This is a genomic window from Kitasatospora sp. NPDC059812 (assembly GCF_042732075.1).
In the GTDB taxonomy this organism is placed as follows: domain Bacteria; phylum Actinomycetota; class Actinomycetes; order Streptomycetales; family Streptomycetaceae; genus Kitasatospora.
In genome coordinates this window covers 26,666-53,438 of sequence record NZ_JBHWIO010000064.1, presented here as the reverse complement: position 1 = coordinate 53,438, position 26,773 = coordinate 26,666, and the positions used below count along the sequence as shown (strand labels likewise).

The following is a 26,773-nucleotide window of genomic DNA, read 5'->3' as shown; positions in this document are numbered from 1 at the left end:
CACCTGTGCTGGGGCGGCTCCGGGGAACTGTTTTTAACTCGCCCCGCTGCGGGGCGGGGGGGGGGGGGGCGGGGGGGCCGCCCCCGCCCGGGGGGGGGGGGCCCGCCCCCCGGTCGGGCGGGCTCAGCGGCCCGCGTAGACGTCCTCGACGTAGCGGCGCTCGTCGATCAGGCCCTGGAGCCAGGCCTGGGCCCGGCCTTCGTCGGCGCCGGGGGTCCGGCTCCGGTAGAGCTCGCGGAAGGCGGCGCGGACGCCCGGGGCCATCCGGGCGCCGTCGCCGCACACGTAGACCTCGGCGCCGGCGGCGAGCAGGCTCCAGACCTCCGCGCCCTCGGCGGCGATGCGGTCCTGGACGAAGCGCCGGCCGTCGACGGGCTGTTCGCTGAAGACCGGGCGCATCGAGACGGCGCCGGCCTGCTCGGCGGCGAGCAGTTCGTCGCGGTGCAGGTAGTCGGCGTCGGGCGCGTCGCAGCCGAAGTAGAGCAGGGCCGGGGCGAGTTCGGCGCCCCTGTCCTTGGCCTCGTCGGTGGCGGCGGCCTTGTCGGCGGTGGCGGTGGCGAGCAGGGCGCGGCGGTCGGCGACCGCGCCGCGGAACGGCGCCAGGCCGGTGCCGGCCGCGATCATGATCACCGGGGCGTGGTGGCCGATCCGGAACGTCTCGCGGCACGGCTGGAGGCGCGCCAGCACGGTGTCCCCGACGGCCACCCGGTCGAGGTAGCCGGAGCCGACGCCCCGGAAGGAGCCCCGGCCGGAGCGGGCCGGGGCGTCGAGCACGGAGACCATCAGGTCCACGTGGCGCGGGGCGCTGGTCGGCGAGGTGGAGATGGAGTACATCCGGGGCCGGATCGGCGGCAGCAGTTCCAGCAGCACCGGCCAGGTCAGGACCTCCCGCAGGGCCGGGTGGTCCTCGACCAGCTCCAGCAGCGTCCGCGGGTCGTCCTCGGGCAGCGCCCGCAGCGCGGCCCGCTCGGGCGGGCAGGGGTTGAGGTCGGCCAGCGTCGCGCGCTGGGCGGCGCTCGGGCGGTCCTGCAACTCGACGTGGTGGGTGAGCAGTTCGCGGACCGTCAGCGGCCGGTCCACGGCGAGGATGGTGCGCCGGTTCGCCACGATGCCGAGCAGGGTGTCCGCGTCGGCGCCGAACACCTTGGCGGCGCGCTCGACCAGGGCCGGGTCGTTGGCCGGCAGCACCGAGACGTGGTCCGCGGTGCGGTAGTCGACGCCCTCCGGTAGGGCCAGCCGGACCAGGCGCTTGACCCGGGGGTAGGCGGGGTCGGTGAGGCTGCCGACCGCCGTGACGGTCAGCCCGATCACGCGGCGCTTCGCGGCCAGGGCGTCCAGCGGGCCGCCGGCCAGCTCGGTCACGGTGTACGTCTCCAGGGCGGCGGCCTCGGCGGGAGCGGACGCGGTGCCGGGGGCGGGGGCGGGGGCGACGACGGGTGCAGCGGCGTCGCCGTACCGCTCCAGCAGGGCCCGGCTCAGCGCCGTGGTGAACTCCGCCACCTTCCCTGCCAGATCGCCGGAGGCGTCGGCCGCGCCCCGGGCGAGCAGCCGGGTGCCGCCGAGGGCGGCGAGGCCCTCGTCGATCAGCGTCGGCACGCGCTGGTACGTGGCGGCGTACGTCCGGTCGCCGATGCCGAGCACCGCGTACCGGACGTCCTTCGCGAACCCGGCGGTGCTCTCGGCGCCTTCGCCGCCCTCGGCCTGTTCGGCCTGCTCGGTCGCCGTCCGGAGCCGGCGGACGAACTCCGCCGCGTCGTCCGTCGGCTGGCCGTTGTACGAGGCGGCGGTGATCACCACCGGCCGGTCGGTGGGCAGCCCGTCCGCGTAGGCGTCCAGCGGGGCGACGGCGGTGTCGCAGCCGAGCGCGGCCGCCGCGTCGGCCAGCTGCCGGGTGAACTCGCGGCAGGCGCCGTAGTTGGAGCCGTGCAGGAGCAGCAGACCGGTGCCCTGGCGGACCCGCCCGGGCAGGTCGGCGGCGCGGACGGGCGCGTCCGCCACCGCCGGGGGCGTGGGCGTACGCGGGGCGAGGGCGAGGGTGAAGTCGTCGGGCTTGATGGTGAGCGTCTGCTTGATGGTCAGCTGGTAGTCGGCGTGGTCGATCAGCCGGTAGCGGTGGACCAGCATGCCGAGCAGCATGGTGGCCTCGTGCAGCGCGAACTGCCGCCCGATGCAGGCGCGTTCGCCGGTGCCGAAGGGCTTGAAGGCGTGCGGTGAGCGGGCCGCCTCCGGCTCGGGGTCGAAGCGGGAGGGGTCGAACAGCTCCGGGTTGTCGCCCCAGACGGGGTCGCGGTGCAGCATCATCGTGGCCACCAGGACCGGCTCCCCGGCGCGGACCGGGATCCGGCCGCCGAGCAGGGTGTCCGCGCGGGCCTCGCGGCTGAACGCGGGGGCCGTCGGCCACAGCCGCAGCGCCTCGTTGAGCACCTGCCGGGTGTACCGGAGCCGGCCGATGTCCTCGTACGAGGGCTCCGGATCGGCCTGGTCGCCCCAGAGCGCGTCCACCTCGCGCTGGACCTCGCGGAGCACGGCGGGGTGCTTGACGAGGTAGTACAGGGCGAAGGAGAGCGCGCCCGAGGTGGTCTCGTGGCCGGCGATCAGGAAGGTGATCACCTGGTTGCGGATGTTCTCGGCGTCCAGTCTGCTGCCGTCGGCGGGGTGCACGGCGTCGAGCATCAGGCCCAGCAGGTCCTCGGCCGGGCCCTGTTCGGGGCTGCCGGCGCGGGCGGCGATCACCTCGTCCACCACCGAGGCCAGGTACCGGGCGTCGCCCCGGGCGGCCTGGTCGGGCTCGCTGTGGTCGAGTTCCGGGTCGCGCAGGAGCTTGTTCATCGCCCAGTTCAGGGAGCGGACCATCGCCTCGACGAAGGGGTGCGGCTCCTCCCGGTCGAAGGAGCCGAAGTCGAAGCCGAAACCGGCCAGCCCGATGGTGTCCAGGGTCATCCGGGTCATGTCGCCGGGCACGTCCACGACCAGCCCGGCGGCCGACCGGCCGTCCCAGGACTCGATCAGGCGGCGGGCCACCCGCAGCATCACGGGGTGGTAGGTGCGCATCGAGCCGAGTGCGAAGGCGGGCATCAGGATGTCGTGCGCCCTGGCCCAGTTCGGCTCCGCGTTGTACGCCGTGAACAGGCCGTCCCCGGTGAACTCGCGGACGTTCTCCAGGGCCGGTCCGATCGACTTGGTGAACCGCTCCTCGTCGGCCAGCTCCTCGACCAGGTCCAGGCCGCTGACGATCAGGGTGTCCCGCCCGTGCAGGCGCTGGACGAAGGCCGGGGCGTGCCGCCGGGCCAGCTCCATGGTGCGCAGCAAGGGGGCGGCGATCGGCGGCGCCGACGAGATGTCGACCAGCGGCACCCCGGCGGCGCTCTGCCGGGGCACCAGGGTCCCGGGCGGGAGCCCGGCCCCGGCCGGATTCGCAGCCTCGGCTGCCGCCGGGGTCATCGTCTCGGTCATGGGTTGTCGCCTTCCGTGGCAGGAGAAACCTCGTCGTCCTCCACTCTCGCCCGATCAGGGCGGGAACCCGGGCCCGAGGACTACATGTTTGTGCAGTAGCGGCGGGCGCGGAAGACTTGTCAACGGACCGTCAGGTCTGCTGCACGCGCAAGTTGTACACGGGAGGGGCCGGGCATGAGACTGACCGACTGCGAGTCGACGGCGGAGAGCTGGCAGGACCTCGCCGTCATCTGGCGCAACCGGACGCTGCGGTTGCTCGACCACGTGCCGGTGGCGCTGGCGGTGTGCGAGTTCAGCGGCCGGATCATGATCGTCAACCGGGCGATGGCCGCCGAATTCGGCCTGCTGCCCGGGCAGTTGCGCAACCGGAAGATCCTGGAGTTCTTCACCCTCCGGGACAGCGCCACCATACCGGCGCTCGCCGAGGCCGTCCGCCTGCACCGCCGCTCGCAGTACCCGGCGCCGGTCTCCTGGTCGGCCGCCGACGGCACCGAGCGGAGCGGCGAGATGACCGTCGCCCTGGTCGGCGACACCCCGGAGGACGCCCCGAACCTGCTGCTCTCGCTGCCGGTCCGCACCGGGCCCGCCGGCCCGCCGGCCGCCCCCCGCCCCGAGGTGAGCCCGATCGAGGCCCGGATCCTCGCCGCCGCCGCCCGCGGCGCCACCACCGCCCAGATCGGCCGGGAGATCGGCCTCACCCCGGACGGCGTCAACTACCACCTCGCCCGGCTCACCCGCCGCTGGCAGCTGCCCAACCGCACCGCGCTGGTCGCCCGCGCCTACGCCACCGGCGTCCTGGCCCCCGGCGCCTGGCCGCCGGAGCCGGCCCCCCGACCATGACGGGGGCGGCTCGCGGGGGAGGCCGGCGGGCTGGGCTGCGCGGGCTGGGTTGCACGGGGCTGGGCCGTTCGGTGATTTAGTTATATGCTCACAATGATTTCAACAATACAAATACTTGTGGAGCCCCTACCATGCCGGACGCCGCCCCACGACGGCCCTGGCTCGTGCTCGCCATCTGCTGCATGAGCCTGCTGATCGTCAGCCTCGACAACACGATCCTGAACGTCGCCCTGCCCGCCATCCAGCGCGACCTGCACACCTCGGTGTCCGGGCTGCAATGGACGGTCGATGCCTACACGCTGGTGCTGGCCAGCCTGTTGATGCTCTCCGGCTCCACCGCCGACCGGGTGGGCCGCCGCCGGGTCTTCCAGATCGGACTGGTGGTCTTCACCGCGGCGTCGCTGCTGTGCAGCCTGGCCCCCGGGCTCGGCTGGCTCGTCGCCGCACGGATGCTCCAGGCGGTGGGCGGATCGATGCTGAACCCCGTCGCCATGTCGATCATCAGCAACACCTTCACCGACTCCCGGCAGCGTGCCCGCGCCATCGGCGTGTGGAGCGGCGTCGTGGGCATCAGCATGGCCGCCGGACCGATCGTCGGTGGCGCCCTGGTCGAGTCGGCCGGCTGGCGGGCCGTCTTCTGGATCAACGTGCCGATCGGCCTGGCCGCGCTGTTCCTGACCCGCAGGTACGTGCCGGAATCACGGGCGCCGCGGCCCCGCCGGGTCGATCCGGTCGGCCAGGTGCTCGTCATCGTCCTGCTCACCGCGCTCACGTACGCGATCATCGAGTCGCCGGAGCGCGGCTGGACCTCGCCGCTCGTCGTCGGCTGCGCGGCGGCGGCGCTGGGCGCGCTGCTGGGCCTGCTGTGGTACGAGCCCAGGCGCGCCGACCCGCTGATCGAGCTGCGGTTCTTCCGGTCCGCGCCGTTCGCGGGCGCCACCGTGATCGCGGTCGCCGCCTTCGCCTCCCTGGGCGGGTTCCTGTTCGTCAGCTCCCTCTACCTGCAGAACGTGCGCGGGCTCACCCCGCTGCACGCCGGGCTGTTCATGCTGCCGATGGCGGTGACGGCGCTGCTGACCGCGCCGGTGTCCGGCCGCATGGTCGCCTCCCGGGGGCCGCGCATCCCCCTGCTCCTCGCCGGGGCGGCCCTGTGCGCGAGCGCCGTGCTCCAGGCGCTCACCTACTCCGAGCACCTTCCGACGGCCGTGCTGGTCGTCGCGTACCTGCTCTTCGGCACCGGCTTCGGCCTGGTCAACGCGCCCATCACCAACACCGCCGTTTCGGGCATGCCCCGTTCGCAGGCCGGTGTCGCGGCCGCGGTGGCCTCCACCAGCCGGCAGATCGGCCAGTCCCTCGGCGTGGCCGTCGTCGGCGCTCTGATGGCGGGCGGGGCGTACGCGCACACGGCGGCCTTCACCGACGCCGGGCGGACGGCGTGGTGGATCATCGCAGGCTGCGGCGCCGTCGTGCTGGTCACGGGTACGCTCACTTCCGGCCGCTGGGCCCGGGAGACGGCCCTGCGCACGGCGGAGCGGCTCGCCGCCGAGGAGACGCCTGAGACACCGGAGGCGCCGGGGACGAGGGAGACGAAGGAGACGGTGAACACCTGATGGACCGCCCGCACACCGGCGAGCACCACGAGGGGGACGAGGCCGCCACCAGCACGGCGACCAGGGTCTGGCAGGGGCTGAACGCGCTCGTCCTGGAGCGCTACGACCGCCGCAAGACCGTCGCCGAAGCCCTCGGCATGAGCTTCAGCCGGGTCAGGGCGCTGCGCCGCCTCGGCGCCGACCCGATCACCCTGCGGGACCTGGCCGAGCGGCTGGGCAGCGACCCGCCCTACACCACCGTCATCGTCGACGACCTGGTGCGGCGCGGCCTCGCCGAACGCGTCACCAATCCCGCCGATCGCCGGTCCAAGCTGGTCCATCTGACCGAGGAGGGCCAGGCGAAGGCCGCCCTCGCCGCCAGGATCCTCACCACCCCGCCCGACGACCTGCTCGCCCTGCCCCCGGAGGACATCCAGGCGCTCGACCGCGTCCTGGCGAAGCTCCTGGACTGACCCCCCCGGGGCGGGTGCCGTCGTGGCCGCCGACGGGCTGTGAGGCCAGCGTGAAGGTCGTGGGTGGGGCCGGTGATCGGCCGTTGATCGGGCGTAGACGGCAAGCCTGCAGCATCTGGAACCGGAGGGGACCGGTTCGGAGGCCACAGCCTGACCACCGGGACCCACGCGGTCGGACCACGGACCGCGCGGGTGCCCAGCGCTGATGCCGCCACCGGTCCCGACCCCCATCAGGAGTCCGGACCACGAAGGGCAGACGAGGCATGGACGGCGGGCAGTGGGTGCAAGCGGTGAGGCCGGCGGCGGGCTTCGGCGAGCAGTTGAGGGTACGGCGCGAGCGGATCGGCCTGACCCAACAGTGCCTGGCCGATCACGCCACCCTGAGCGTGCGGGCGATCCGGGACATGGAGAGCGGCCGAGTCAGAAGGCCGCGGAACGAGACCGTCCGGCTGCTGGCGGACGCGCTGCGGCTGGAGGGCCGCAGCCGGACGGACTTCGAGGAGGCCGCCCGTCGGCACCCGCTCGCCGATGAGCCGGCGGCCGTGGCGCCGGTCGCCCCGCCGGTGGCGCGCGGGGCCATCGTCGGCCGGGAGATGGAGGCCGAGGTGCTGTCCGACGCCTTCGCCGTGCACGGGGACCGGTTGGTCTCGTTGGTGGGGCTCGGCGGGGTCGGCAAGACCCGGCTCGCCCTGGAGGTGGCCCGCCGCCTGCACCTGGCCGCCTGCTGGTCGGTGCGCTGGGTGGACTGCGCCGGCGACCCGGCCCCCTGGCACGGCCGGATGGACGACATCGTCCGGGACATCGGCGACCGGCCCGCCCTGCTGGTGCTGGACGGCGCCGACGGCGGGGTGGACGCCGGCCGGCTGGACGGGCTGTTCCACCACTGCCCCGGGCTGCGGGTGCTGATCACCGCCCGGGAGGCCTGGCCGCTGCCCGGCGGGCAGGTCGTCCCGCTCGCGCCGCTGCCTGTACCGGCCCCCGAACTCGACGCCGAACCTGAGGCGTTGGCGCAGATCGGCGCCGTCCGGCTGCTGCTCTCGCACCTGCGCCGGCTGCGCCCCGGCTACACCCTGGAACGCTCCGAGGCCCCCGCCGTGGCCGCGCTCTGCCGCCACCTGGACGGCCTGCCGGGGGCGTTGGAGCGCGCGGCGGGGTGGACGCTGGTGCAGTCCACCGCCCAGCTGCTGGCCCGGCTGTCGGCCGGCCCGTTCACGCTGGCGGCACCGCCGGTGGTGTACGGCACGCGCGGTGACGTCCGGGACGAGGTGGAGCCGGCGATCCAGCGGTTGACGGAGCGCCAGCGGGCCCTGCTGGACGTGCTCGTGGACGAGCCCGGCGACTGGTCGGGGGAGGACGCGGTGGTCCGCAGCGGCTGGGCGCCGCAGACCTGCCTGGCGACGGTGCACGAACTGCTGTCGCGCGGACTGATCCGCAGCGTGCCCGCCCGCGACGGGGTGCGCTTCACGGTGCTCAACGTGTGCCGCCGCCTCCTCCGGGAGGAGCCCGGGCACCGGTTCGCGCCGGCCGGGGACGTCCAGCTGCTCGCCGTCGCGGGCTGACCACACGGCGGCCGGCCGGGTGTCGATACTGCCGCATCTTGCCCGCATCTTGCCGCACGAGCTGCCGGTCGCCGGGCCCGATCGTTCCTAGCGTTCTCCGTAGGGCTGGACCGCCGCGGAATACGCGCCGGAATTCCCGGGCCGCCGGCTGGGGCGTCGGCGGAATTCCATCGAGGATCGCTACCGACGAGGGCTGGATTGTGGAGCACGGAAATGCAAGAGAGAGCAGACTGGACGTCGTCGTGACGACGACGGCCTCGGATTCGCACACCTGGAACCTGGTGTTCCTGCAACTGCTGCTGGAGGAAATGGGCCACCGGGTGACGAACCTGGGCGCGTGCGTCCCCGACGCCCTGCTGCTCTCCGAATGCCGCCGGATCGAACCGGACCTGATCGTGGTCAGCAGCGTCAACGGGCACGGCTACCAGGAAGGGCTGCGGGTGATCCCGGCCCTGCGCGCCTGCCCGGAACTGCGGCGCACCCCGACGGTCATCGGCGGCAAGCTCGGCATCGCCGGAACCGACGACCCCGACCGCGAGAGGACACTGCTGGCGGCCGGCTTCGACCGGGTCTTCGAGGAGGACTCCGCGGTGGCCGGGTTCCGCGAGTTCGTCGACGGGCTGCACTCCCGGGTCCTGCTGTGACGAGCTTCGGCGCGTTCGTGGCGCAGGCCGCGGAGGCCGGCGCACTGGTCGTCCAGCCCCGGATGGGGATGGCGCAGGCGGCCCGGATGCGGGAGGGCCTGCTCGCCACCCGGGCGGCGGCCGCCGTCACCGTCGGCACCATCACCCTGGACAGCTACACCCGCACCGGCGACCTCGACGCCGCGCGGCGGGCCCTGGCCGCCGGGGCCGGCCTCAACGGCTACCCGATCGCCACCCACCCGGTCGACGTCACCCGGGCGGTCCTGGCCGGGGTGGCGGACGCGGGCTTCCCGGTACAGGTCCGGCACGGCTCAGCCGCGCCGGAGCACATCATCGGGGCGCTGCTGGCGGCCGGCCTGGACGCCACCGAGGGCGGACCGGTCTCCTACTGCCTGCCGTACGGCCGCACCCCGCTGCACGAGGCGGTGGCCCGCTGGCAGCGCAGCTGCGAACTGCTCTCGTCCATACGGGAGTTCGGTGCGGATCCGCATCTGGAGACCTTCGGCGGCTGCATGATGGGCCAGCTCTGCCCGCCCTCGCTGCTGATCGCCATCAGCGTCCTGGAGGCGCTGTTCTTCCGCCAGCACGGGCTGCGCAGCATCTCGCTCAGCTACGCCCAGCAGGCCAACGCCCGCCAGGACGAGGAGGCGCTGGCCGCGCTCGGCCGGATCGCGGGCGAACTGCTCGCGGACGTCGACCACCACCTCGTGGTGTACGCGTACATGGGCGTGTACCCGCGCTCGCCCGGCGGCGCCCGGCTGCTGCTGGAGGACGCCGCGCGGCTCGCGGTGCGCGGCGGCGCCGCCCGGCTGATCGTCAAGACCACGGCCGAGGCGCACCGTATCCCGACCGTCGCCGAGAACGTCCGGGCGCTGGAGACCGCCGCCGCGGCCGCCACGGCGGAACGCGCCCGCCCCCGGCCCGCCGCCCCGCCGGACACCGGGATCGAGGCCGAGGCCAGGGCGCTGATCGGCGCGGTGCTCGACCTGGACGCCGACATCGGGCGGGCCCTGGTGCGGGCGTTCGCGGCCGGCTACCTGGACGTGCCGTACTGCCTGCACCCCGACAACGCCGGGCGGACACGCAGCTCGCTCGGCCCGGACGGGCGGCTGCTGTGGTCCGCCGTCGGCTCGATGCCGATCGCCGGGCTCGCCGAGGGCGGCCGCGCGCCGATCCTCGGCTCGGCCGGGCTGCTGGCCGCGCTCTCCCAGGTCCAGCAGCGCTACGACGACCGGGCCGGGCGCTCGCCCGCACCCGCACTCCGGGGGCTGCCCGCCGCGCGGTGAGACGCCCGGTGAGGCGCCCGCTGAGACGTCCGCTGAGACGTCCGGTGAGACGCCCGGTGAAACGCCCGCTGAGAAACCACGCTCCACGCTCCACGAGAGAACGAGAGAAGAGGACCCCGACCATGCCCGACACCACGCCCCTGCCGCCGACCGACCCGGGCCGGCACCTGACCGCGCCGGCCACCCGCAGCGCGCTCCGGATCCAGCAGCACCTGCTCACCGCGGCCCGCGAGTTCCTGCGCGGCCGGGGCTTCACCGAACTGCTGCCGCCGATCATCGGCCCGGTCACCGATCCCGGTGCGCGCGGCTCCAAGCAGGTGGACATCGACTTCTACGGCCACCGCTACAAGCTGATGACCAGCGCGATCCTGTACAAGCAGGCCTCGCTGCTCGCCTTCGACAAGATCTTCTGCATCGCCCCGAACGTCCGTCTGGAACCGCTGGAGACCGCCGGGACGAACCGGCACCTGGCCGAGTTCCACCAGCTGGACGTGGAGGTCGCCGGGGCGAGCCGGGACGACGTCGTCCAGCTGGCCGAGGACCTGGTGGTGCACATGGTCGACAGCACCGTCCGCGCGCTGCCCAAGGAGTTCGCCGAACTCGGCCGGGACCCGCAGGCCTTCGCCGAACTGCTGCAGGGCTCCTTCGGCCGCATCCGGCACGCGGAGGCGGTCGCCGAACTCCAGGGCATCGGGCACCCGCAGAGCCCCGAGGCCGAACTCGACTGGGAGGGCGAGGCGTTGCTGTCGGCCCGGCGGGACCGGCCGTTCTTCGTCACCGACTACCCGAAGGGCTCGCGCGGCTTCTACGACCGCGAGCACCCCGACGACCCGGGCCTGCTGCGCAACTTCGACCTGCTGGCGCCCGAGGGCTACGGCGAACTGTGCAGCGGCAGTCAGCGCACCAACGACTACGCGGAGATCGTCACCCGGATGCGGGAGACCGGCGAGAACCCGCAGAAGTACCGCTGGTACCTGGACCTGGTGCGCGAGGGCGTGCCGGCCAGTGCGGGCTTCGGCATCGGGGTCGAGCGGCTCACCCGGTACGTCGCCGGGCTGGACGCCGTCTGGCAGGCCAGCGCCTTCCCGAAGATCGCCGGGGTGGTGTCCCCGTGAGCGACCTCAGCGCGCCGGGATTCCCGGAGGAGGAGGTCCGGCACCGGGCCCGCGCCGGGGCGGCCGCCGCCTTCCCGCCCGCCGAGGAGTACGGACACGTGCTGTTCGGCGCCGGCCAGTCGGGCGCGGCGGACCGGGCGGCGCCGCCGGACGCCCTGGACGCGCTGCGGATCGTCCCGCCGCTGTTCCTGCCGCAGCGGCTGGCCAAGCTGATCGACCTCGGCCGCGAGCCCGACTACCGGGACGTCGAACTCGCCACCGCCATCGGCGGGTTCGCCTCCGCGCTGCCGGTGTACGTCTCCGCGACCGGCTCCACCCGGGCCGCCGGCGGTGACCTCGGGCTGGCGCTGAGCCGGCAGGCCGGGGCACTCGGCATCCCGATGGTGATCGGCGAGAACGTGGTGCCGGTCAACGGCTACGGCCGGCTCGGCGAGGCGGCCGACCGCACGCTGCTCGGCCGGCTGCGCGCCTACACCGAAGAACTTCCGGACGGCCTCGGCGGCGTGGCCGTCCAGCAGAGCACCGAGGACGCCGACGCCGAGGTGTGGAACCTCGTCCACAGCGACCCGGCCGCCCTGCCGCTGCTGGAATCCGGGCGGCTGGCCTTCGAGTTGAAGGTCGGCCAGGGCGCCAAACCGGGCCTGGGCGGCATGACGGTGCTGGAGGCCGAGGCCGCCGCCGCGCTGGGCGACCGCTTCGGGCTGGACCCGTTGTTCGGCGACGGGCGGGTGCTGCGCGCCGCCACCCCGGGCACCTTCACCGCGGAGATCCTGCGCCAGCAGATCCGGCTGATGCGCAACAACTACCCGCGGGTGCGGATCTGGGTGAAGCTCTACCCCGGCCGGGACGTGGCCGAGGCCGCCCGGGTGGCGCACGAGGCCGGGGCGGACGCCGTCGTGGTGGACGGCGCCGAAGGCGGAACCGGCTGGGCGCCCGGGGTGTTCCTGCCGCACGTCGGACTGCCGCTCGCGGAGTGCCTGCGCCGGCTGGCGGTCGCGCCGCCGCCCTCGCTGCTGGTCTCCGGGCGGATCTGGGAAGGCGCCAGGGCAGTCAAGAGCCTGGCCTCGGGGGCCCGTGCGGTGGGCCTCGGGCGGGCGGCGCTGATCGCCGTGGCGGAGGACCGGGAATCCGGGCTCCGCCGTTTCGTGGACTGTCTGGCGCTGGAACTCCGACTGCTGATCAGCGCGCTCGGAAAGTACGCTCCGCAGGCCCTGGACCGGGAGGACGTCTGGTCCCCCGAGGAATGCGGAATCACCGCCGGCCGGTAGTCCCGGCCTGCCCGGGTCGATTCCTGCGGCATGTCCGGAAAGTGGCAGCGGAAAACTGCCGATTTCCTTCCTCCTTTCCTGCCGATAGGGCCGTCGAATTCCCCCTATCGTCGAACTCGTCGCCGATTCATCTCACTTCTGGGGCTGGATGATGTCCTCTCGCGGTTTCCCTACTGAGAATGCTGCGCCCGAAAGCGCGGCGCCTGAAATAACGGTGTCCGCTTTCGAGCCGTTCGCCTCCGTCGTCCGCCGCTTTCCGGAGCGGCCGGCCGTCCGCACCGGCGGCCGGACCGTCAGCTACCGGGAGCTGGACGGCCTGACCGCCGCGCTCGCCGCCCGGCTCGCCCCCGGGGGGACGGTCGCCGTCACCGGCCGCGACCGGCTGGACCACGTGGTCGCGCTGCTGGCGGTCCTGCGGGCCGGCGCCACCTACCTGCCGCTGGACCGGGAGGCCCCGGAGGAGCGCAACCGCTGGATCACCGAGGACGCCGGGGCCTCCCTCGCCCTCGGCGGCGAGGAGCTCACCGAGCTCACCGGGCGCAGTGCCGCAGCCGGTGCCGCTGCCGGCTACGTCATCTACACCTCCGGCACCACCGGCCGCCCGAAGGGCGTGCACGTCCCGCTCGCCGCGCTCACCGGCCACCTGGCCGCCGCCGTCCGGACCTTCGGCCTGACCGAGCAGGACGTGGTGCTGCAGTTCGCCCGTCCGACGGTGGACGTGGCCGTGGAGCAGGTGCTCGGCGCGCTGTCCGCCGGGGCCTGCCTGGTCCTCCCGGAGCACCAACTCCTCTCCCCGGCCGAACTGCTGGACCTGCTGGACGCCGAGGGCGTCACCGTCGCCAACCTGGCCGCCGGCTACTTCCAGGACGTGGTGGCGGCCCTGGGCGGCCGGGTGCCGCGCACCCTGCGGCTGATGATCTCGGGCAGCGACAAGCTGGAGCCCGCCACCGCCGCCGCCTGGTGGGCCGCGACCGGGGTGCCGCTGCTGAACGCGTACGGACCGACCGAGACCGTGGTCACCGCCACCACCCACCGGCTCGCGGGCGAGCAGCCCGAGGCGGGTGTGCCGATCGGGACCGCGCTCGGCGGGCGGCGGCTCTACGTGCTCGACGAGCGGCTGCGTCCGGTGCCGCCCGGCACGGCCGGCGAACTGTACGTCGGCGGGCCGCTGCTGGCCTCCGGCTACCTCGGCCGCCCGGGCCTGACCGCCGACCGCTTCGTCGCGGACCCGTTCGTGGCCCCGCTCGCGGACCCGGGCGGGGCGGCGCCCGCAGCGCCGAGCGGCGCTCCCGGCGCGCGGATGTACCGCACCGGCGACGTGGTGCGCCGCACGACCGAGGACGGCCCGCTGGAGTTCGTCGGCCGCAGCGACCACCAGGTGAAGGTCCGCGGCTTCCGGGTCGAGCCGGGCGAGATCGAGCAGGTGCTGGCCGGGTACCCGGGCGTCACCGGCTGCGTGGTGGTGGCGCGCGAGGGCCGGCTGGCCGGGTACCTGACCGGCGCCGCGCCGCAGTACGCGGAGGCGCGGGCCTGGCTGGCCGAGCGGCTGCCCGAGCACATGATCCCGGCGACGCTCACCGCGCTGGACGCCTTCCCGCTGACCGGCGGCGGCAAGGTGGACCGCCAGGCCCTGCCCGAGCCGCAGGCAGCCCCCGAGGGCCAGCCGACCGGCCGCCCGCCGCGCACGCCCGCCGAGCAGCTGATCGCGGCGGTCTGGGCGGACGTGCTCGGGGTGCCCGAGGTCGGGGCGGACGACAACTTCTTCCACCTGGGCGGCGATTCGCTGACGGCCGTGCGCGTGGTGGGCCGGGTCTTCGACGTCTTCGGCATGGTGTCCCCGTACACCATCTTCGACGCGCCGACGCTGGCGGAGTTCGCCGCCGCGGTGACCGCCGCCTCCGGCGGTGAGCGCCCGGCGCTGGTCCGCTCGGGCGCCACCGAGGCCCCGCTGTCCAAGTTCCAGCGCGGCCTCTGGTTCCTCGACCAGTGGAACCCGGACGCGCCGACCTACGTGGTGCCCTGGGTGTTCCGGTTCGCCGGGCCGGTCGACCCCGAGCTGCTGCGCCAGGCGCTGGCCGGGGTGGTGGCGCGGCACGAGAGCCTGCGGACGACCTTCGAGCTCGCCGAGGACGGCCCGCGCCAGGTCGTCCACCCGGCCGTGGAGCTGCCGTTCACGCTCACCGAGACCACCGCCGGCCAGGTGGACGACCTGGTGGCCGAGGCCGCGCTGGAGCCCTTCGACCTGGAGGCCGGGCCGCTGGTGCGGGCGCGGGTCTTCCGGGCCGCCGGGGCGACCACGCTGCTGCTGCTCTTCCACCACATCGTCTGGGACGAGGGCTCGCTGCCGGTGCTGGAGGCCGAACTCCAGGAGCTGTACGCGGCGGCGGCCGAGGGGCGCCCGGCCGAGCTGCCGGAACTCGCCGTCCAGTACGGCGACTACGCGGCCTGGCAGTACCAGGACGACGCCGCCGAGCGGCAACTCGACTACTGGCGCAAGCAGTTGGCCGACGCGCCGGATGCCGACGCGCTGGCGCCGGACCACCCCCGCCCCGAGGAGCAGGCCTTCCGTGGCGCGTTCCACCGCTTCGCGATGGCGGATCCGGTGGCCGGGGCCGTCCGGGCGCTCGCCCGCAGCGAGGACGCCACCCCGTTCATGGTGCTGCTCGCCGGGCTGGCGCTCACCCTGCACCGCCGCTCCGGGCAGCGCGACCTGGTGCTCGGCTCGCCGGTGAACGTCCGTGGCCGGGCCGAACTCGACGGCCTGATCGGCTACTTCGTCAACCTGCTGCCGCTGCGCCTGAAGGTCGAGGAGGGCGTCTCCTTCCGCGAGCTGGTCCGGCACGTGCGCGAGGTGTCGATCGCCGGCTACCGGCACCAGGAGGTGCCCTTCGACGACATCGCGAACGCGGTGGTGGAGGAGCGCCCCGAGGACCGCAACCCGCTGTGCCAGGTGCTGCTGGAACTGCACCCGCTGGACACCCGCCCGCTGACCGTCGGCGGCTGCGAGGTCACCCGCGAACTGCACTCCAACCCCGTCTCCCGCTTCGACCTGTCCGTCTCGGTGGACGACCGCGGCACCGGCTTCACCGGCCGCTTCGAGTACGACAGCGACCTCTTCGAGGCCTCCACCATGGCCGGCCTGTGCGAGCAGTGGCTGGGCACCCTGGCCGCCGCCCTGGAGGTGCCGGGGCACGCCCTGTTCGAGGCGCAGGCCGCCCGGGCCCCGCAGGCCACCGCCCTGATCTCCGGTGAACGGACCGTCCCGTACGGTGAGTTGAACGCCGCCGCGAACCGGCTGGCCCGCCACCTGGTGGGCCTCGGCATCGGCCGCGGCGACACCGTCGCCGTACTCGCCGAGCGCGGGCCGGAGATGGTCACCGCGCTGCTGGCCGCCCTCAAGACCGGCGCCGCCTACACCCTGCTCGACCCGGACTTCCCGGCCGAGCGGCTGGCCGGCGCGGTCGCCGACACCGGCGCCGCCACGGTGATCACCCACGGCCACGCCACCGTACCGTTCGCCGTCCGGCGCCAGGTGGACCTGGACGCCGCGGCCGCCGAACTGGCCCGGTGCGCGGCGCACGACCTCGGCCTGCCGGTCGACGGCGGCGACCTCGCCTGCGTGATGTTCACCTCCGGCTCCACCGGCCGCCCCAAGGGCGCGGCCGTCCCGCACCGCGCGCTCACCACCACCTACCTCGGCCAGGACTACGCCCGCTTCGGCCCGGACGAGGTCTGGCTGCAGTGCTCGCCGGTCTCCTGGGACGCCTTCGCGCTGGAGCTCTACGGCGCGCTCTGCTTCGGCGGAGCGTGCGTCCTGCAGCCCGGCCAGCGCCCCGACCCGCAGGCCATCGCCGAGCTGACCCGCCGCCACGGCGTCACCGAACTCCAGCTCTCCGCCAGCCTGTTCAACTTCCTGCTGGAGGAGCTCCCGGAGACCTACGACGGCCTCAAGCTGGCCATCACCGCCGGCGAGCGGGCCTCCGTCACCCATGTGGCCAAGGCCCTGGAGGCCTACCCCGGCCTGGTGGTCGCCAACGGCTACGGCCCGGTCGAGAGCCTCGGCCTGACCACCTGCCACCAGGTCGGCCCGGAGGACGTCACCGGCAGCTCCGTCCCGATCGGCGTCGCGCTGAACGGCAAGGGCATCCTCGTCCTGGACGAGCTGCTGCGCCCCGTCGAGCCCGGCGTGACCGGCGAGCTGTACGCCTCCGGCGGCGGTCTCGCCTACGGCTACCTCGGCCGGCCCGGCCTCACCGCCGAGCGCTTCGTCGCCTCCCCGTTCGGCGCCCCCGGCGAGCGCATCTACCGCACCGGGGACCTCGGCTACGTCAGCGCCGGGGGCCTGCTGGAGGTCACCGGCCGGATCGACGACCAGGTCAAGATCCGCGGCTTCCGGGTCGAGCCCGGCGAGATCGAGGACGCGCTCACCCGGCACCCCGCCGTCCAGGAGGCCGCCGTCACCGTCCACGAACCCGCCCCGGGCGACCACCGCCTGGCCGCCTACGTCACCGTCGGGGCCGACGCGCCGGACCCGGAGGTGCTCCTCGACCACCTGGCCGGCCTGCTGCCCGAGCACATGGTGCCCGCCACCCTGGACGTCCTGGACGCCCTGCCGCTCAACCACAACGGCAAGGTCGACCGGAAGGCGCTGCCCGCCCCCGCCGGGCGCCGGGCCGCCGCCCGCGACCCGCTGACCGAAGCCGAACGGCTGGTCGCCGAGGCCATGTGCGAGGTCCTCGACCTCACCGAGGTCGGCCGGGAGGACAACTTCTTCCGGATCGGCGGCAACTCGCTGGCCGCCGTCCGGGTCGCGATGCGGCTGTCCCGGGAGACCGGCACCCGCGTCCCCCCGCAACTGGTGTTCCGGGCCAGGACCGTGAGCGCCATCGCCGAACGGCTGGCCGCCCGATGACGGGCCGCACCGCACACGAAGGGAACGAGGCCGTGAGCCCGTCCGACCACCCGGCGCGCACCGCGCCCGCCTCGGGGCTGCAACGCGGCCTCTGGTTCCTCGACCGCCTCGATCCGCGGCAGGTCACCTACTGCACGCCCTGGACGGTCGACGTCACCGGCCCGCTCGACCTCCCGCTGCTCCAGCGCGCGCTGGACGCCCTGGTGGCCCGGCACGAGGTGCTGCGCACCACCTTCGCGCTGCACCCCGACGGCCCGCGCCAGCAGGTCCACCACACCCTCGCCCTGCCGCTCGCGGTGACCGACCTGCGCCCGCAGGGCGGCCCCGAGCAGGCCGGACGCCTGGAGGAACTGCTCACCGCCCGCTGCGCCGAACCCTTCGACCTGGCGGCCGGCCCGCTGCTGCGGGCCGAGGCCTTCCAACTGGCGGACGAGCGCACCACGCTGCTGTTCACCGTCCACCACATCATCTGGGACGGCTGGTCCGCCGAGGTCTTCGAGCGTGAACTCGCCGACCTGTACGGCGCCGCGGTGCAGGGCCGGCCCGCCGAACTGCCGGAACTGACCGTGCAGTACGCCGACTACGCGGTGGAGGAGCTCGACACCTCCTTCGAGGAGCACCTGACCTACTGGAAGGAGCAGCTGCACGGCGCACCCGCCCTGCTGGAGCTGCCCACCGACCGGCCCCGGCCCGCCGAGCGCGGCGCGGCGGGACGGACCGAGGAGTTCGGGCTCGCCCCCGGCACGGCGGCGAAGGTGCGCGCCCTCGCCGAGGCGGAGGGCGTCACCCCCTTCACCGTCCAACTGGCCGCCTTCGCCCTGCTGCTGAACCGCTGGACCGGCGCCGACGACCTGGTGATCGGCACCCCGGTCACCACCCGCAACCGGCCCGAACTGGAGCACCTGCTCGGCTACTTCGTCAACCTGCTGCCGCTGCGCCTGCGGCTCGCGCCCGGGCTGAGCTTCCGCGCCCTGCTGGAGCACGTCCAGGACGTCGCCTTCGAGGCCTACGGCTATCTCGACGTGCCCTTCGACCAGCTGGTCGACCAGCTCGGCACCGCCCGCACCGCGCAGCACCCGCCGCTGGTCCAGGTGGTGTTCGGCGCCCACGGCGAGGACCGCACCCCGCTGGTGCTCGGCGCGGCCACCGCCGAGAGCCGGGTGCGCTCCAACGGCACCAGCAAGTTCGACCTCACCTGGTCCGTCTTCGACAGCAGCGGGACGGGCAGCGGGGCCGGCGGCGGGACGGGCGGCCCCGGCGGCTCCGGCGGCGAACTGCGCGGCGAGGCCGAGTACCGCAGCGAGCTGTTCGACGCCGGGACGGTGCGCCGGCTGGCCGCCGACTACGGCGCCCTGCTCACCGCGGCCCTGGACGACCCCGACGCCACCGTGCTGCGGCTGACCGGCCGCACCGCCGCGGCCGAGGCCGTCCGGGCCACCGACACCCCCGGCCACTGCCTGCACCGGCTGTTCGAGCAGGCCGTCGACGCCCACCCCGACCGGCCCGCCGTCAGCGACTCCGGCCACACCCTGAGCTACGCCGAACTCGACCGCCGGGCCAACCGCCTGGCCCACGCCCTGCGCGCCCGCGGGGCCGGCCCCGGCGACCGCGTCGGCATGCTGCTGGACCGCACGGCCGACGTCCTGGTCACCGTCCTCGGCGTGCTCAAGACCGGTGCCGCGTACGTGCCCGTCGACCTCGCCGCCCCCGCCGACCGCGCCGCGCTCGTCTTCGCCGACGCCGACGTCACCCTCGTCGTCACCGACCGCCCGGACCGGGCCCCCGAAGGCCCCTGGCAGGCCTACGACCTGACCGCCGAGGCCGCCGACCTGGCCGCCCGGCCGGACCACCGCCCGCCGGCCGCCGGGCGCCCCGGCGACGTCGCCTACATCATCTTCACCTCCGGCTCCACCGGCCGCCCCAAGGGCGTCGCCGTCGCCCACGAGCACGTCAGCCGGCTCATGGCGGACGGCGCGGAGCACTTCGGCTTCGGCCCGGAGGAGACCTGGACGCTCTTCCACAGCTACGCCTTCGACTGGACGGTCTGGGAGATGTGGGGCGCCCTGCTGCACGGCGCCCGCCTGGTCGTCGTCCCCTACGTCACCAGCCGCTCGCCGGAGGAGTTCGCCGAACTGCTGGAGCAGGAGCGGGTCTCCTTCCTCTGCCTCACCCCCTCGGCGCTGCGCCAGCTGGAGCCCGTGCTGCGGCGCGGCCCGCGCGACCTGTCCGCGCTGAAGTGGATCATGCTCGGCGGGGAGGCGCTGGACCCGGGCGTCGTCCAGCGCTGGTTCGAACTCGACCCGCCGCCCCCGGCCCGGCTCTGCAACCTGTACGGCATCACCGAGACCACCGTCCACGTCACCACCCACGACCTGGCCGGCAGCGCCGGCTTCGAGCGCAGCCTGATCGGCGCGCCCATGCCGCACCTCACCGCCCAGGTCCTGGACGACTGGCTGCGCCCGGTGCCGCCCGGCGCGGCCGGCGAGCTGTACATCGGCGGCGGCAGCCTCGCCCACGGCTACTGGGGCCGCCCCGGCCTCACCGCGGGCCGCTTCGTCGCCGACCCCTACGGCCCGCCCGGCGCGCGGCTCTACCGCACCGGCGACGTCGCCCGCCGCCTGCCCGGCGGCGGCCTGGAGTACATCGGACGCGCCGACTTCCAGGTCAAGCTGCGCGGCTTCCGGATCGAGCTCGGCGAGATCGAGAACGCGCTCGCCGCCCACCCGGACGTCGACGCCTGCGTCGTCACCGTGCACGACGACCGGCTCGCCGCGTACGTCACCGGGCGCGAGCCCGCCGACGTCCGCGCCTTCCTCGGCCGCTCGCTGCCCCCGTACATGGTCCCGGCCAGCTTCACCGTCCTGGAGTCGCTGCCGCTCACCGTCAACGGCAAGGTGGACCGCGCCGCGCTGCCCGCCCCCGGCCAGCGCAGCACGGCCACCGGAGGCCGCCACGTCGAGCCGCGCACCCCGGAGGAGGAGGCCTTCGCCGCCGTCTGGACGGAGGTCCTCGGGGTGGACGGCATCGGCGTCCACGACGACTTCTTCCACCTCGGCGGCGACTCCATCCGGGCCGTCCAGCTCGCCGGCGCGCTGCACGAGCGCGGCTGGGGGGTGAGCCTGCGGGACGTCTTCAACGCGCCCACGGTCGCCGCCCTGCTGCCGCTGGCCGAGCCCGTCGCCGAAGGCCCGGCCGACCACGAGTCCTTCGCCCTGATCACCCCGGAGGACCGCGAGGACCTGCCGCCCGGCCTCGCCGACGCCTACCCGATGGTCTCCATGCAGCTCTCCATGGTCTTCCACATGGAGATCGCCGGCGGCACCGACAGCTACCACAACGTCAACTCCTACCGGATCTCGGGCGACCTCGACGAACAGGCCTTCCGCCGCTCGGTCGCCGAGGCCATGGAACGCCACGCGGTGCTGCGCACCGGCCTCGACCTGTCCGGCTACGGCGAACCGCTCCAGCTCGTGTACGGGCGGCTGCCCGCGCCCGTCGAGTTCACCGACCTGCGCGGCGAGCCCGACCAGGACACGGCGGTCCGCGAGGTGTTCGACACCCACCGGTGGACGCCCTTCGACCTCGCCACCCCGCCGCTGTTCCGGATCACCGTGCAGCGCCTCGCCGAGGACGCCTTCCAGCTCACCATCTCCGAGCACCACGCCATCCTCGACGGCTGGAGCTTCACCTCGCTGTTCACCGAGATCCTGGAACGCCACACCGCCCTGGCCGCCGACCCGCTCGGCGCCCCCACCCCACCGCCGCGCACCGCCTTCCGCGACTTCGTGGCCGTCGAACGGCAGGCCGCCGGGGACGAGCGCTCGCTCGCGTACTGGCGCGACCGGCTGTCCGGCGTCAGCGGCCAGCTGTTCCCCGGCAGCGAGGACGTGCACGAGGCGCCGCGCACCGTCGAGCGGGTGCTGCCCGAGGCGCCCGAGCAGCTGCGGCAGGTCGCCGACGCACTCGCGGTGCCCCTCAAGTCGGTCGCGCTCGCGGCCCACCTGCACGCCCTCGCCGCCATCACCGGGCGACGGCGCGTCACCACCGGCCTCGCCGTGAACGGCCGGCTGGAGCGGCTCGGCGGCACCGAGGTGTACGGGCTGTTCCTCAACACCGTCCCGCTGAGCTGCGAGCCCACCGGTGACCTGCTCGCCCTGGTGCGCGAGGTGCACCGGGAGGAACTGGACATGATGCCGCACCGCCGGGTGCCCTTCGCCCGGCTCGCCCGGCTGATGACCGACACCGCGCTGGACAGCCAGTTCGGCTACCTGCGCTTCCACGCCCTGGGCCAGCTCAGCTCCGCCCGCATCGTGGACGGCCGGATCGGCTGCGAGCCGACCCTGCGCCACGAACCCAACAGCTTCGCGTTCGGCGCCTCGCTGATCCAGGACCCGGTCTCGCAGCGCGTGCTGCTCGCCGTGGACCACCAGCGCTCCCTGGTCACCGACACCACCGCCGAGCAGTTCATCGACACCTACACGGCAGCCCTGCACGCCATGGCCGCCTCCGTCCGAGAGTCCTGAGGGAACCGTCATGACCGACCTCCTGCACCGCCTGCGCGATGCCGTCGCCGCCCACCCCGAGCGCACCGCCGTCCTCGCCGGAACGGCCCGCCTGGACTTCGCCGAACTCGACCTGCGCACCGCCGCGCTGGCCCGCGCCCTGCGCGCCCACGGCGTCGGCCGCGGCGACCGGGTCGGCGTCCACCTCGCCCGCACCGCCGACCTGCCGGTCGCCCTGCTCGCCGTCTGGCGGGCCGGCGCCGCCTACGTCCCGCTCGACCCGGCCTACCCCGCCGAGCGGCTGGCCTTCATGGCCGCCGACGCGCGGCTCGCGGCCCTGATCAGTGCGGACGGCCTCCCGGCGGCCCAGGGCGTGCCGGTCCTGCGCCCGGACGCCGCCGGGCCGGACGCTGTCGCCGACGGCTCGGACCTGCCGGAGGCGGCCGACCCGCTCGACCCCGCCTACGTCATCTACACCTCCGGCTCCACCGGGCTCCCCAAGGGCGTCGAGGTGCCACGCGGCGCCGTCGCCGCCCTGGTGGAGGCACTGGAGGCCACCGGCGCCTACCGCGCCGAGCCCGGGGTGGTCGGCTGGAACGCCAGCGTCTCCTTCGACGCCTCCGTCCAGCAGTGGGCCCGGATCTGCCGCGGCGACACCGTCCTGGTCATCGGCGACGAAGACCGCGCCGACCCGGCCCGGGTGGCCGCCCTGCTGGCCGAGCACGCCGTCACCGACCTCGACCTGACCCCCTCGCACTGGGAGCTGCTGCGCGAGCCGCTCACCGGCGCCCAGGTGCCGCGGCTGTTCATGGGCGGCGAGCCCGTCCCCGAGCACACCTGGCGGGAGCTCGCCGACGGCGGCATCGACGCGCTCAACCTGTACGGGCCCACCGAATGCACCGTCGACGCCGTCACCGCGCCGATCAGCGGCCCCGGGCCGCACCTGGGCGAGCCGCTGCCCGGCGTGCGCCTCCACCTGCTGGACGAGAAGCTCGCCCCGGTCGCCGACGGCCTCGTCGGCGAGCTGTACCTCGCCGGGCCCGGGCTCGCCCACGGCTACCCGGGCCGCCCCGGGCTGACCGCCGGACGCTTCGTCGCCGACCCGACCGCCCCCGGCGAGAGGATGTACCGCACCGGCGACCAGGCCCGGCGCGGCGAAGGCGGCCGACTGGAGTACGTCGGCCGGGTCGACCGCCAGGTCAAGCTGCGCGGCTACCGGATCGAGCTCGGCGAGGTCGAGCACGCGCTGGCCCGGCTGGACGGCGTCCAGGCCGCCGCCGTCACCGTCCACGAGCCCGCCCCCGGCGACCGCCGGCTCATCGGCTACGTCACCGGCACCGCCACCGCCGCCGAACTGACCGAGCGCCTGCGGGCCACCCTGCCCGCACACCTGGTGCCCTCGGCGATCACCGTGCTGGACGCCATGCCGCTCACCCCGAACGGCAAGGTCGACCACGCGGCCCTGCCCGCCCCCGCGGCCGAGGAGACGCCCGCCGAGGGCGCCGACGGGCTGGCGGAGCAGGTCGCCGAGGTCTGGCGCACCGTGCTCGGCCTGACCGGCGTCACGCCCACCGACGACTTCTTCTCGCTCGGCGGCCACTCGCTCGCCGCGCTGCGCGTCGTCCACCTCCTGCGCCGCCGGCTCGGCATCGAGCTCCAGCTGCGCCACCTGCTGGACTCGGCCGACCTGGCCGCCTTCACCGCCACCGTCGGGAAGGCCGTCGAGGCCGGCACCGCCGCCCCCCGGCCCGCCCTGACCGCCCGCGCCCGGGTCAGCGGCGCATGACCACCGCCACGCGGGTGCGCCCCCGCGTCGAGGGGGACTGGCTGCTCGTCCCCGCGCCCCAACCACATCGCCCGTTCCGGCTGTTCTGCTTCCCGCACGCAGGGGGCGACGCCACCGCCTACACCCCGCTCGCCCGCGCCCTCGCCCCGACCGCCGAGGTCTGGGCCGTGCGTCCGCCCGCCCGCGGCGGCCGCCTCGGCCACCCGATGCCCGCGAGCTTCGACCTGCTCGTCGACGCCGTCGTGGACGCCCTCACCCCGCACCTGACGGGCCGGTTCGGCTTCTACGGGCAGAGCTTCGGCGCCCTGCTCGGCTACGAGGTCGCCCGGGCGCTGCCCGCCGAGCGGCGGCCCGAACTGGTGGTCGCCGCCTCCGCCTCGCCGCCCGCCACCTGGGCCGGCCGGGACCGCCCGCAGCACACCGCCGACGACCTGCTGCGCCTCGCCGGCATGGGTGAACTCATCCAGGGCGACCAGGAGTTGAAGGAGCACGCGCTCCAGGGCATCCGTACCGACCTGGCCGTGGTCGCCACCTACCGCCCCCGCCCGCACCCGCCGATCGGCTCCGACCTGCACACCGTCGCCGGCGCCGACGACCCGATGCTCGCCTCCGCCGGACTCCAGGGCTGGGCCGTCCACACCCGCGGCGCCAGCGGCCACCACATCGTCCCCGGCGGCCACCTGCTCGCCACCGTCGACGGGCCCGGCCCGGTCGACCTGCTGACCTCCCTCATCGAGCGACCGGGCCCGGGCCACCGGGCCGGCGCCGCCGCCGACCAGTCCACGACGGAGTAGCCATGCTGACCACCACCCCGGTCGACCTCACCGACCCGGACCTGTGGGCCCGCCCCGACACCCCCGCCCTGGTCGCGGAGCTGCGCCGGGAGGCCTCCGTCCACCGCACCGACACCGTCGACGACGGGCCGATCTGGTCGGTGCTCTCCTACCGGCACTCCGCGGAGGTGCTGCGCAACGCCACGCTCTACAGCTCCGAGCAGGGCTCGCTGCTCGGCGCCGGCGAAGGCAACGTCCCGGTCGGATCCGGCCGGATGATGGCCCTCACCGACCCGCCCCGGCACCGCGAACTCCGCGCGCCCGCCAACCCGTTCTTCGCCCCCGGCCCGGTGCGCGGAGCATCCCGCGGCATCACCGAACTCGCCGCCTCGATCGTCGACCGGGCCGTCGAGCTGGGCGAGGTCGACCTCGTCGACGCCGTCTCCGCCCTGCCGCTGTCCGTCATGTGCGACCTCCTGGACGTCCCCGAGAAGGACCGCGAGATGGTCGAGCGGGTCTGCGACGTCGCCTTCCTCGGCCGCACCCCCGAGGAGCGCCGGGCCGGCCACCAGCAGCTCATCCCCTACCTGCTGCACCAGGTGATGCTGCGCCGCACCGACCCGCGCGACGACCTGATCAGCATGATGGCCACCTACCGGGTCGGCGGCAAGCTGCTGCCGATCGAGGACGTCGTCCTCAACCTGGACAACATCGTGGTCGGCGGCGTCCAGACCGTCCGCCACACCGCGGCCATGGGCCTCCACACCCTCGTCCAACACCCGGAACTGTGGCGGCAGTTGCAGCGGGGCGAGGTCGGCATGGACTCGGCGCTGGACGAACTCCTGCGCTGGACGTCCGTCGGGCTGCACACCCTGCGCACCGCGAGCCGCGACACCGAGCTCGACGGCCGCACCATCCGGCGCGGCGACCGGGTCGCGGTCTGGGTGTGGTCCGCCAACCGCGACCCGGAGGCCTTCGACCGGCCCGAGGAGATCCTGCTCGACCGCGCCCCCAACAAGCACCTCGCCCTCGGCCTCGGCGCCCACTACTGCATCGGCGCGCCGCTGGCCAAGGCCGAACTCGGCGCCCTGTTCACGGCGATGCTGGAGCGCGTCGCCGAGATCGAACCGACCGGGCCGGTCATCCACAACCGCTCGATCATCAACTTCGGCCTGGACCACTTCCCGGTGCGCCTCACCCCGCGCTGAACCGGCCCGCCTCACCCCGCGCTGAACCTGCCCGCCGCGGACCGCCGACGGGGGCCGAGTCGAACTGCCGCGTTCCTGCCGCGACTCCTGCCGTTGCGCCCCCCGGCCCGCCCCTACCTTCGAAGCAACCCAAGGAGGACACCATGAGCAACCCGTTCGAGGACGACAACGCCGGCTACCTGGTGCTGGTCAACGACGAGAACCAGCACTCGCTGTGGCCGGTCTGGATCGACGTGCCGGCCGGCTGGACCACCGTCCACGGCGAGGACACCCGCCAGGGCTGCCTCGACCACATCGAGGCCAACTGGACCGACATCCGGCCCGCCAGCCTGACCGCCTCCCTCGCCCGGCAGTGAGCGCGACCATGCTGAACTGGGAACTGAACCCCGGCCGCCCGGCCCTCGCCCACGCCCCGCGCACCGCCGACATCGGCGAGGCCGGCGCGTGGCTGCGCGAGAACGAGACCGAGCTCACCGAAGCCCTCCACCGGCACGGCACGATCTTCCTGCGCGGCCTGCCGGTCGCGAGCACCGAGGACGTCGCCGCCGTGCGCGACGTCCTCATCCCCGAGCGCACCCCCTACCGGGAGAAGGCCACCCCGCGCAGCGACTACGGCAACGGCGTCTTCTCCTCCACCGACCTGCCGTCGCCCCAGCCGATCCGGATGCACAACGAGAACAGCTACACCCTCACCTTCCCGGGCCGGCTGCTCTTCGCCTGCCTGACCGCCCCCGAGGAGGGCGGCGCCACCCCGACCGCCGACTGCCGCCAGGTGCTCGACCACCTGCCCGCCCACCTGGTCGAGCGGATGCGGACGTCCGGCTGGACACTCACCCGCAACTACTCGGACTACGTCTCCCTCGGCTGGCGCACCGCCTTCGCCACCGAGGACCGGGCCGCGGTCGAGGCCTACTGCCGGGAGAACGGCATCACCTGGGAGTGGCTGCCGGACGGCAACCTGCGCACCGGCCAGCTGCGCCCCGGCACCATCCACCACCCGGCGACCGGCGAGGAGGTCTGGTTCAACCACCTCGCCTTCTGGAGCGAGTGGTCGCTCGACCCGGACATCCGCGAGGCGATGACCGACGAGTTCGGCCCGGACGGCTTCCCGTTCAACACCGGCTTCGGGGACGGCGAACCGCTGGAGCGCGCCGACGTCGACGCCCTCAACGAGGCGTACCACGCCGCGACCGTGCGCGAGCGCTGGCAGGTCGGCGACGTGATGCTGGTCGACAACGTGCTGTGCGCGCACGGCCGGGACCCGTACCGCGGCGACCGCAGGATCGCCGTCGCGATGGGGCAGCCCCTGGACGTCCTGGACTGCCGGCCCAGCGGGCCCACCCTGGCCGTCGCCTGACCGTCCCC

The 26,773-nt window shown here is 74.6% G+C and carries 16 protein-coding genes; 15 read left to right on the top strand and 1 reads right to left on the bottom strand.

What is annotated here, in order from left to right; all coding sequences use genetic code 11:
* Positions 1-123 precede the first annotated feature (123 nt).
* Positions 124-3,453, bottom strand: coding sequence for a cytochrome P450 (locus ACFV6D_RS27270; RefSeq protein WP_380561412.1), 3,330 nt, complete (start codon positions 3,451-3,453; stop codon positions 124-126).
* A 174-nt stretch (positions 3,454-3,627) separates the two neighbouring features.
* Between ACFV6D_RS27270 and ACFV6D_RS27265 the strand changes: the two genes are divergently transcribed.
* From ACFV6D_RS27265 to ACFV6D_RS27195, 15 genes are all read left to right on the top strand, one after another.
* Positions 3,628-4,293, top strand: a complete 666-nt coding sequence (locus tag ACFV6D_RS27265; RefSeq protein WP_380561410.1) for a LuxR C-terminal-related transcriptional regulator — start codon at positions 3,628-3,630, stop codon at positions 4,291-4,293.
* A 131-nt stretch (positions 4,294-4,424) separates the two neighbouring features.
* On the top strand, positions 4,425-5,903 hold the full coding sequence (locus tag ACFV6D_RS27260) for an MFS transporter (protein WP_380561408.1): 1,479 nt from the start codon (positions 4,425-4,427) through the stop codon (positions 5,901-5,903).
* Positions 5,903-6,355, top strand: a complete 453-nt coding sequence (locus ACFV6D_RS27255; RefSeq protein WP_380376841.1) for a MarR family winged helix-turn-helix transcriptional regulator — start codon at positions 5,903-5,905, stop codon at positions 6,353-6,355. Before ACFV6D_RS27260 ends, ACFV6D_RS27255 begins: the two co-directional genes overlap by 1 nt.
* Positions 6,356-6,636: 281 nt before the next feature.
* Positions 6,637-7,914, top strand: coding sequence for a helix-turn-helix domain-containing protein (locus ACFV6D_RS27250; RefSeq protein ID WP_363370854.1), 1,278 nt, complete (start codon positions 6,637-6,639; stop codon positions 7,912-7,914).
* 242 nt (positions 7,915-8,156) lie between these two features.
* Positions 8,157-8,558, top strand: a complete 402-nt coding sequence (locus ACFV6D_RS27245) for a cobalamin B12-binding domain-containing protein (RefSeq protein WP_380343369.1) — start codon at positions 8,157-8,159, stop codon at positions 8,556-8,558.
* Positions 8,555-9,844: a methylaspartate mutase gene (locus ACFV6D_RS27240; RefSeq protein ID WP_380561406.1), complete on the top strand. Its 1,290-nt coding sequence runs from the start codon at positions 8,555-8,557 to the stop codon at positions 9,842-9,844. The genes ACFV6D_RS27245 and ACFV6D_RS27240 overlap by 4 nt, the downstream gene beginning before the upstream one ends.
* Positions 9,845-9,966: 122 nt before the next feature.
* Positions 9,967-10,959, top strand: coding sequence for an asparagine synthetase A (locus ACFV6D_RS27235; RefSeq protein ID WP_380376833.1), 993 nt, complete (start codon positions 9,967-9,969; stop codon positions 10,957-10,959).
* Complete coding sequence (locus tag ACFV6D_RS27230) at positions 10,956-12,227, top strand: glutamate synthase-related protein (RefSeq protein ID WP_380561404.1); 1,272 nt, start codon at positions 10,956-10,958, stop codon at positions 12,225-12,227. Before ACFV6D_RS27235 ends, ACFV6D_RS27230 begins: the two co-directional genes overlap by 4 nt.
* Before the next feature lie 214 nt (positions 12,228-12,441).
* Positions 12,442-17,139, top strand: a complete 4,698-nt coding sequence (locus tag ACFV6D_RS27225) for an amino acid adenylation domain-containing protein (protein ID WP_380561402.1) — start codon at positions 12,442-12,444, stop codon at positions 17,137-17,139.
* A gap of 32 nt (positions 17,140-17,171) precedes the next feature.
* Positions 17,172-21,662, top strand: a complete 4,491-nt coding sequence (locus ACFV6D_RS27220) for an amino acid adenylation domain-containing protein (protein ID WP_380561400.1) — start codon at positions 17,172-17,174, stop codon at positions 21,660-21,662.
* Between the two features lie 10 nt (positions 21,663-21,672).
* Positions 21,673-23,427 carry a non-ribosomal peptide synthetase gene (locus ACFV6D_RS27215; protein ID WP_380561398.1) on the top strand — a complete coding sequence of 585 codons (1,755 nt, stop codon included), beginning with the start codon at positions 21,673-21,675 and terminating at the stop codon, positions 23,425-23,427.
* Positions 23,424-24,221, top strand: coding sequence for a thioesterase II family protein (locus ACFV6D_RS27210; protein WP_380561396.1), 798 nt, complete (start codon positions 23,424-23,426; stop codon positions 24,219-24,221). The genes ACFV6D_RS27215 and ACFV6D_RS27210 overlap by 4 nt, the downstream gene beginning before the upstream one ends.
* Positions 24,222-24,223: 2 nt before the next feature.
* Positions 24,224-25,408, top strand: coding sequence for a cytochrome P450 (locus tag ACFV6D_RS27205; protein WP_380561394.1), 1,185 nt, complete (start codon positions 24,224-24,226; stop codon positions 25,406-25,408).
* Between the two features lie 143 nt (positions 25,409-25,551).
* Positions 25,552-25,764: an MbtH family protein gene (locus ACFV6D_RS27200; protein ID WP_063350320.1), complete on the top strand. Its 213-nt coding sequence runs from the start codon at positions 25,552-25,554 to the stop codon at positions 25,762-25,764.
* Between the two features lie 8 nt (positions 25,765-25,772).
* Positions 25,773-26,765, top strand: a complete 993-nt coding sequence (locus ACFV6D_RS27195; RefSeq protein WP_380561392.1) for a TauD/TfdA family dioxygenase — start codon at positions 25,773-25,775, stop codon at positions 26,763-26,765.
* The last annotated feature ends 8 nt before the right edge of the window (positions 26,766-26,773 follow it).

Bases quoted from the DNA above. Each gene is read 5' to 3' on its own strand.
- ACFV6D_RS27235 (WP_380376833.1), top strand. From the start codon at position 9,967: ATGCCCGACACCACGCCCCTGCCGCCGACCGACCCGGGCCGGCACCTG.
- ACFV6D_RS27205 (WP_380561394.1), top strand. From the start codon at position 24,224: ATGCTGACCACCACCCCGGTCGACCTCACCGACCCGGACCTGTGGGCC.
- ACFV6D_RS27195 (WP_380561392.1), top strand. From the start codon at position 25,773: ATGCTGAACTGGGAACTGAACCCCGGCCGCCCGGCCCTCGCCCACGCC.
- ACFV6D_RS27260 (WP_380561408.1), top strand. From the start codon at position 4,425: ATGCCGGACGCCGCCCCACGACGGCCCTGGCTCGTGCTCGCCATCTGC.
- ACFV6D_RS27270 (WP_380561412.1), bottom strand. From the start codon at position 3,453: ATGACCGAGACGATGACCCCGGCGGCAGCCGAGGCTGCGAATCCGGCC.
- ACFV6D_RS27200 (WP_063350320.1), top strand. From the start codon at position 25,552: ATGAGCAACCCGTTCGAGGACGACAACGCCGGCTACCTGGTGCTGGTC.
- ACFV6D_RS27265 (WP_380561410.1), top strand. From the start codon at position 3,628: ATGAGACTGACCGACTGCGAGTCGACGGCGGAGAGCTGGCAGGACCTC.
- ACFV6D_RS27210 (WP_380561396.1), top strand. From the start codon at position 23,424: ATGACCACCGCCACGCGGGTGCGCCCCCGCGTCGAGGGGGACTGGCTG.
- ACFV6D_RS27255 (WP_380376841.1), top strand. From the start codon at position 5,903: ATGGACCGCCCGCACACCGGCGAGCACCACGAGGGGGACGAGGCCGCC.
- ACFV6D_RS27215 (WP_380561398.1), top strand. From the start codon at position 21,673: ATGACCGACCTCCTGCACCGCCTGCGCGATGCCGTCGCCGCCCACCCC.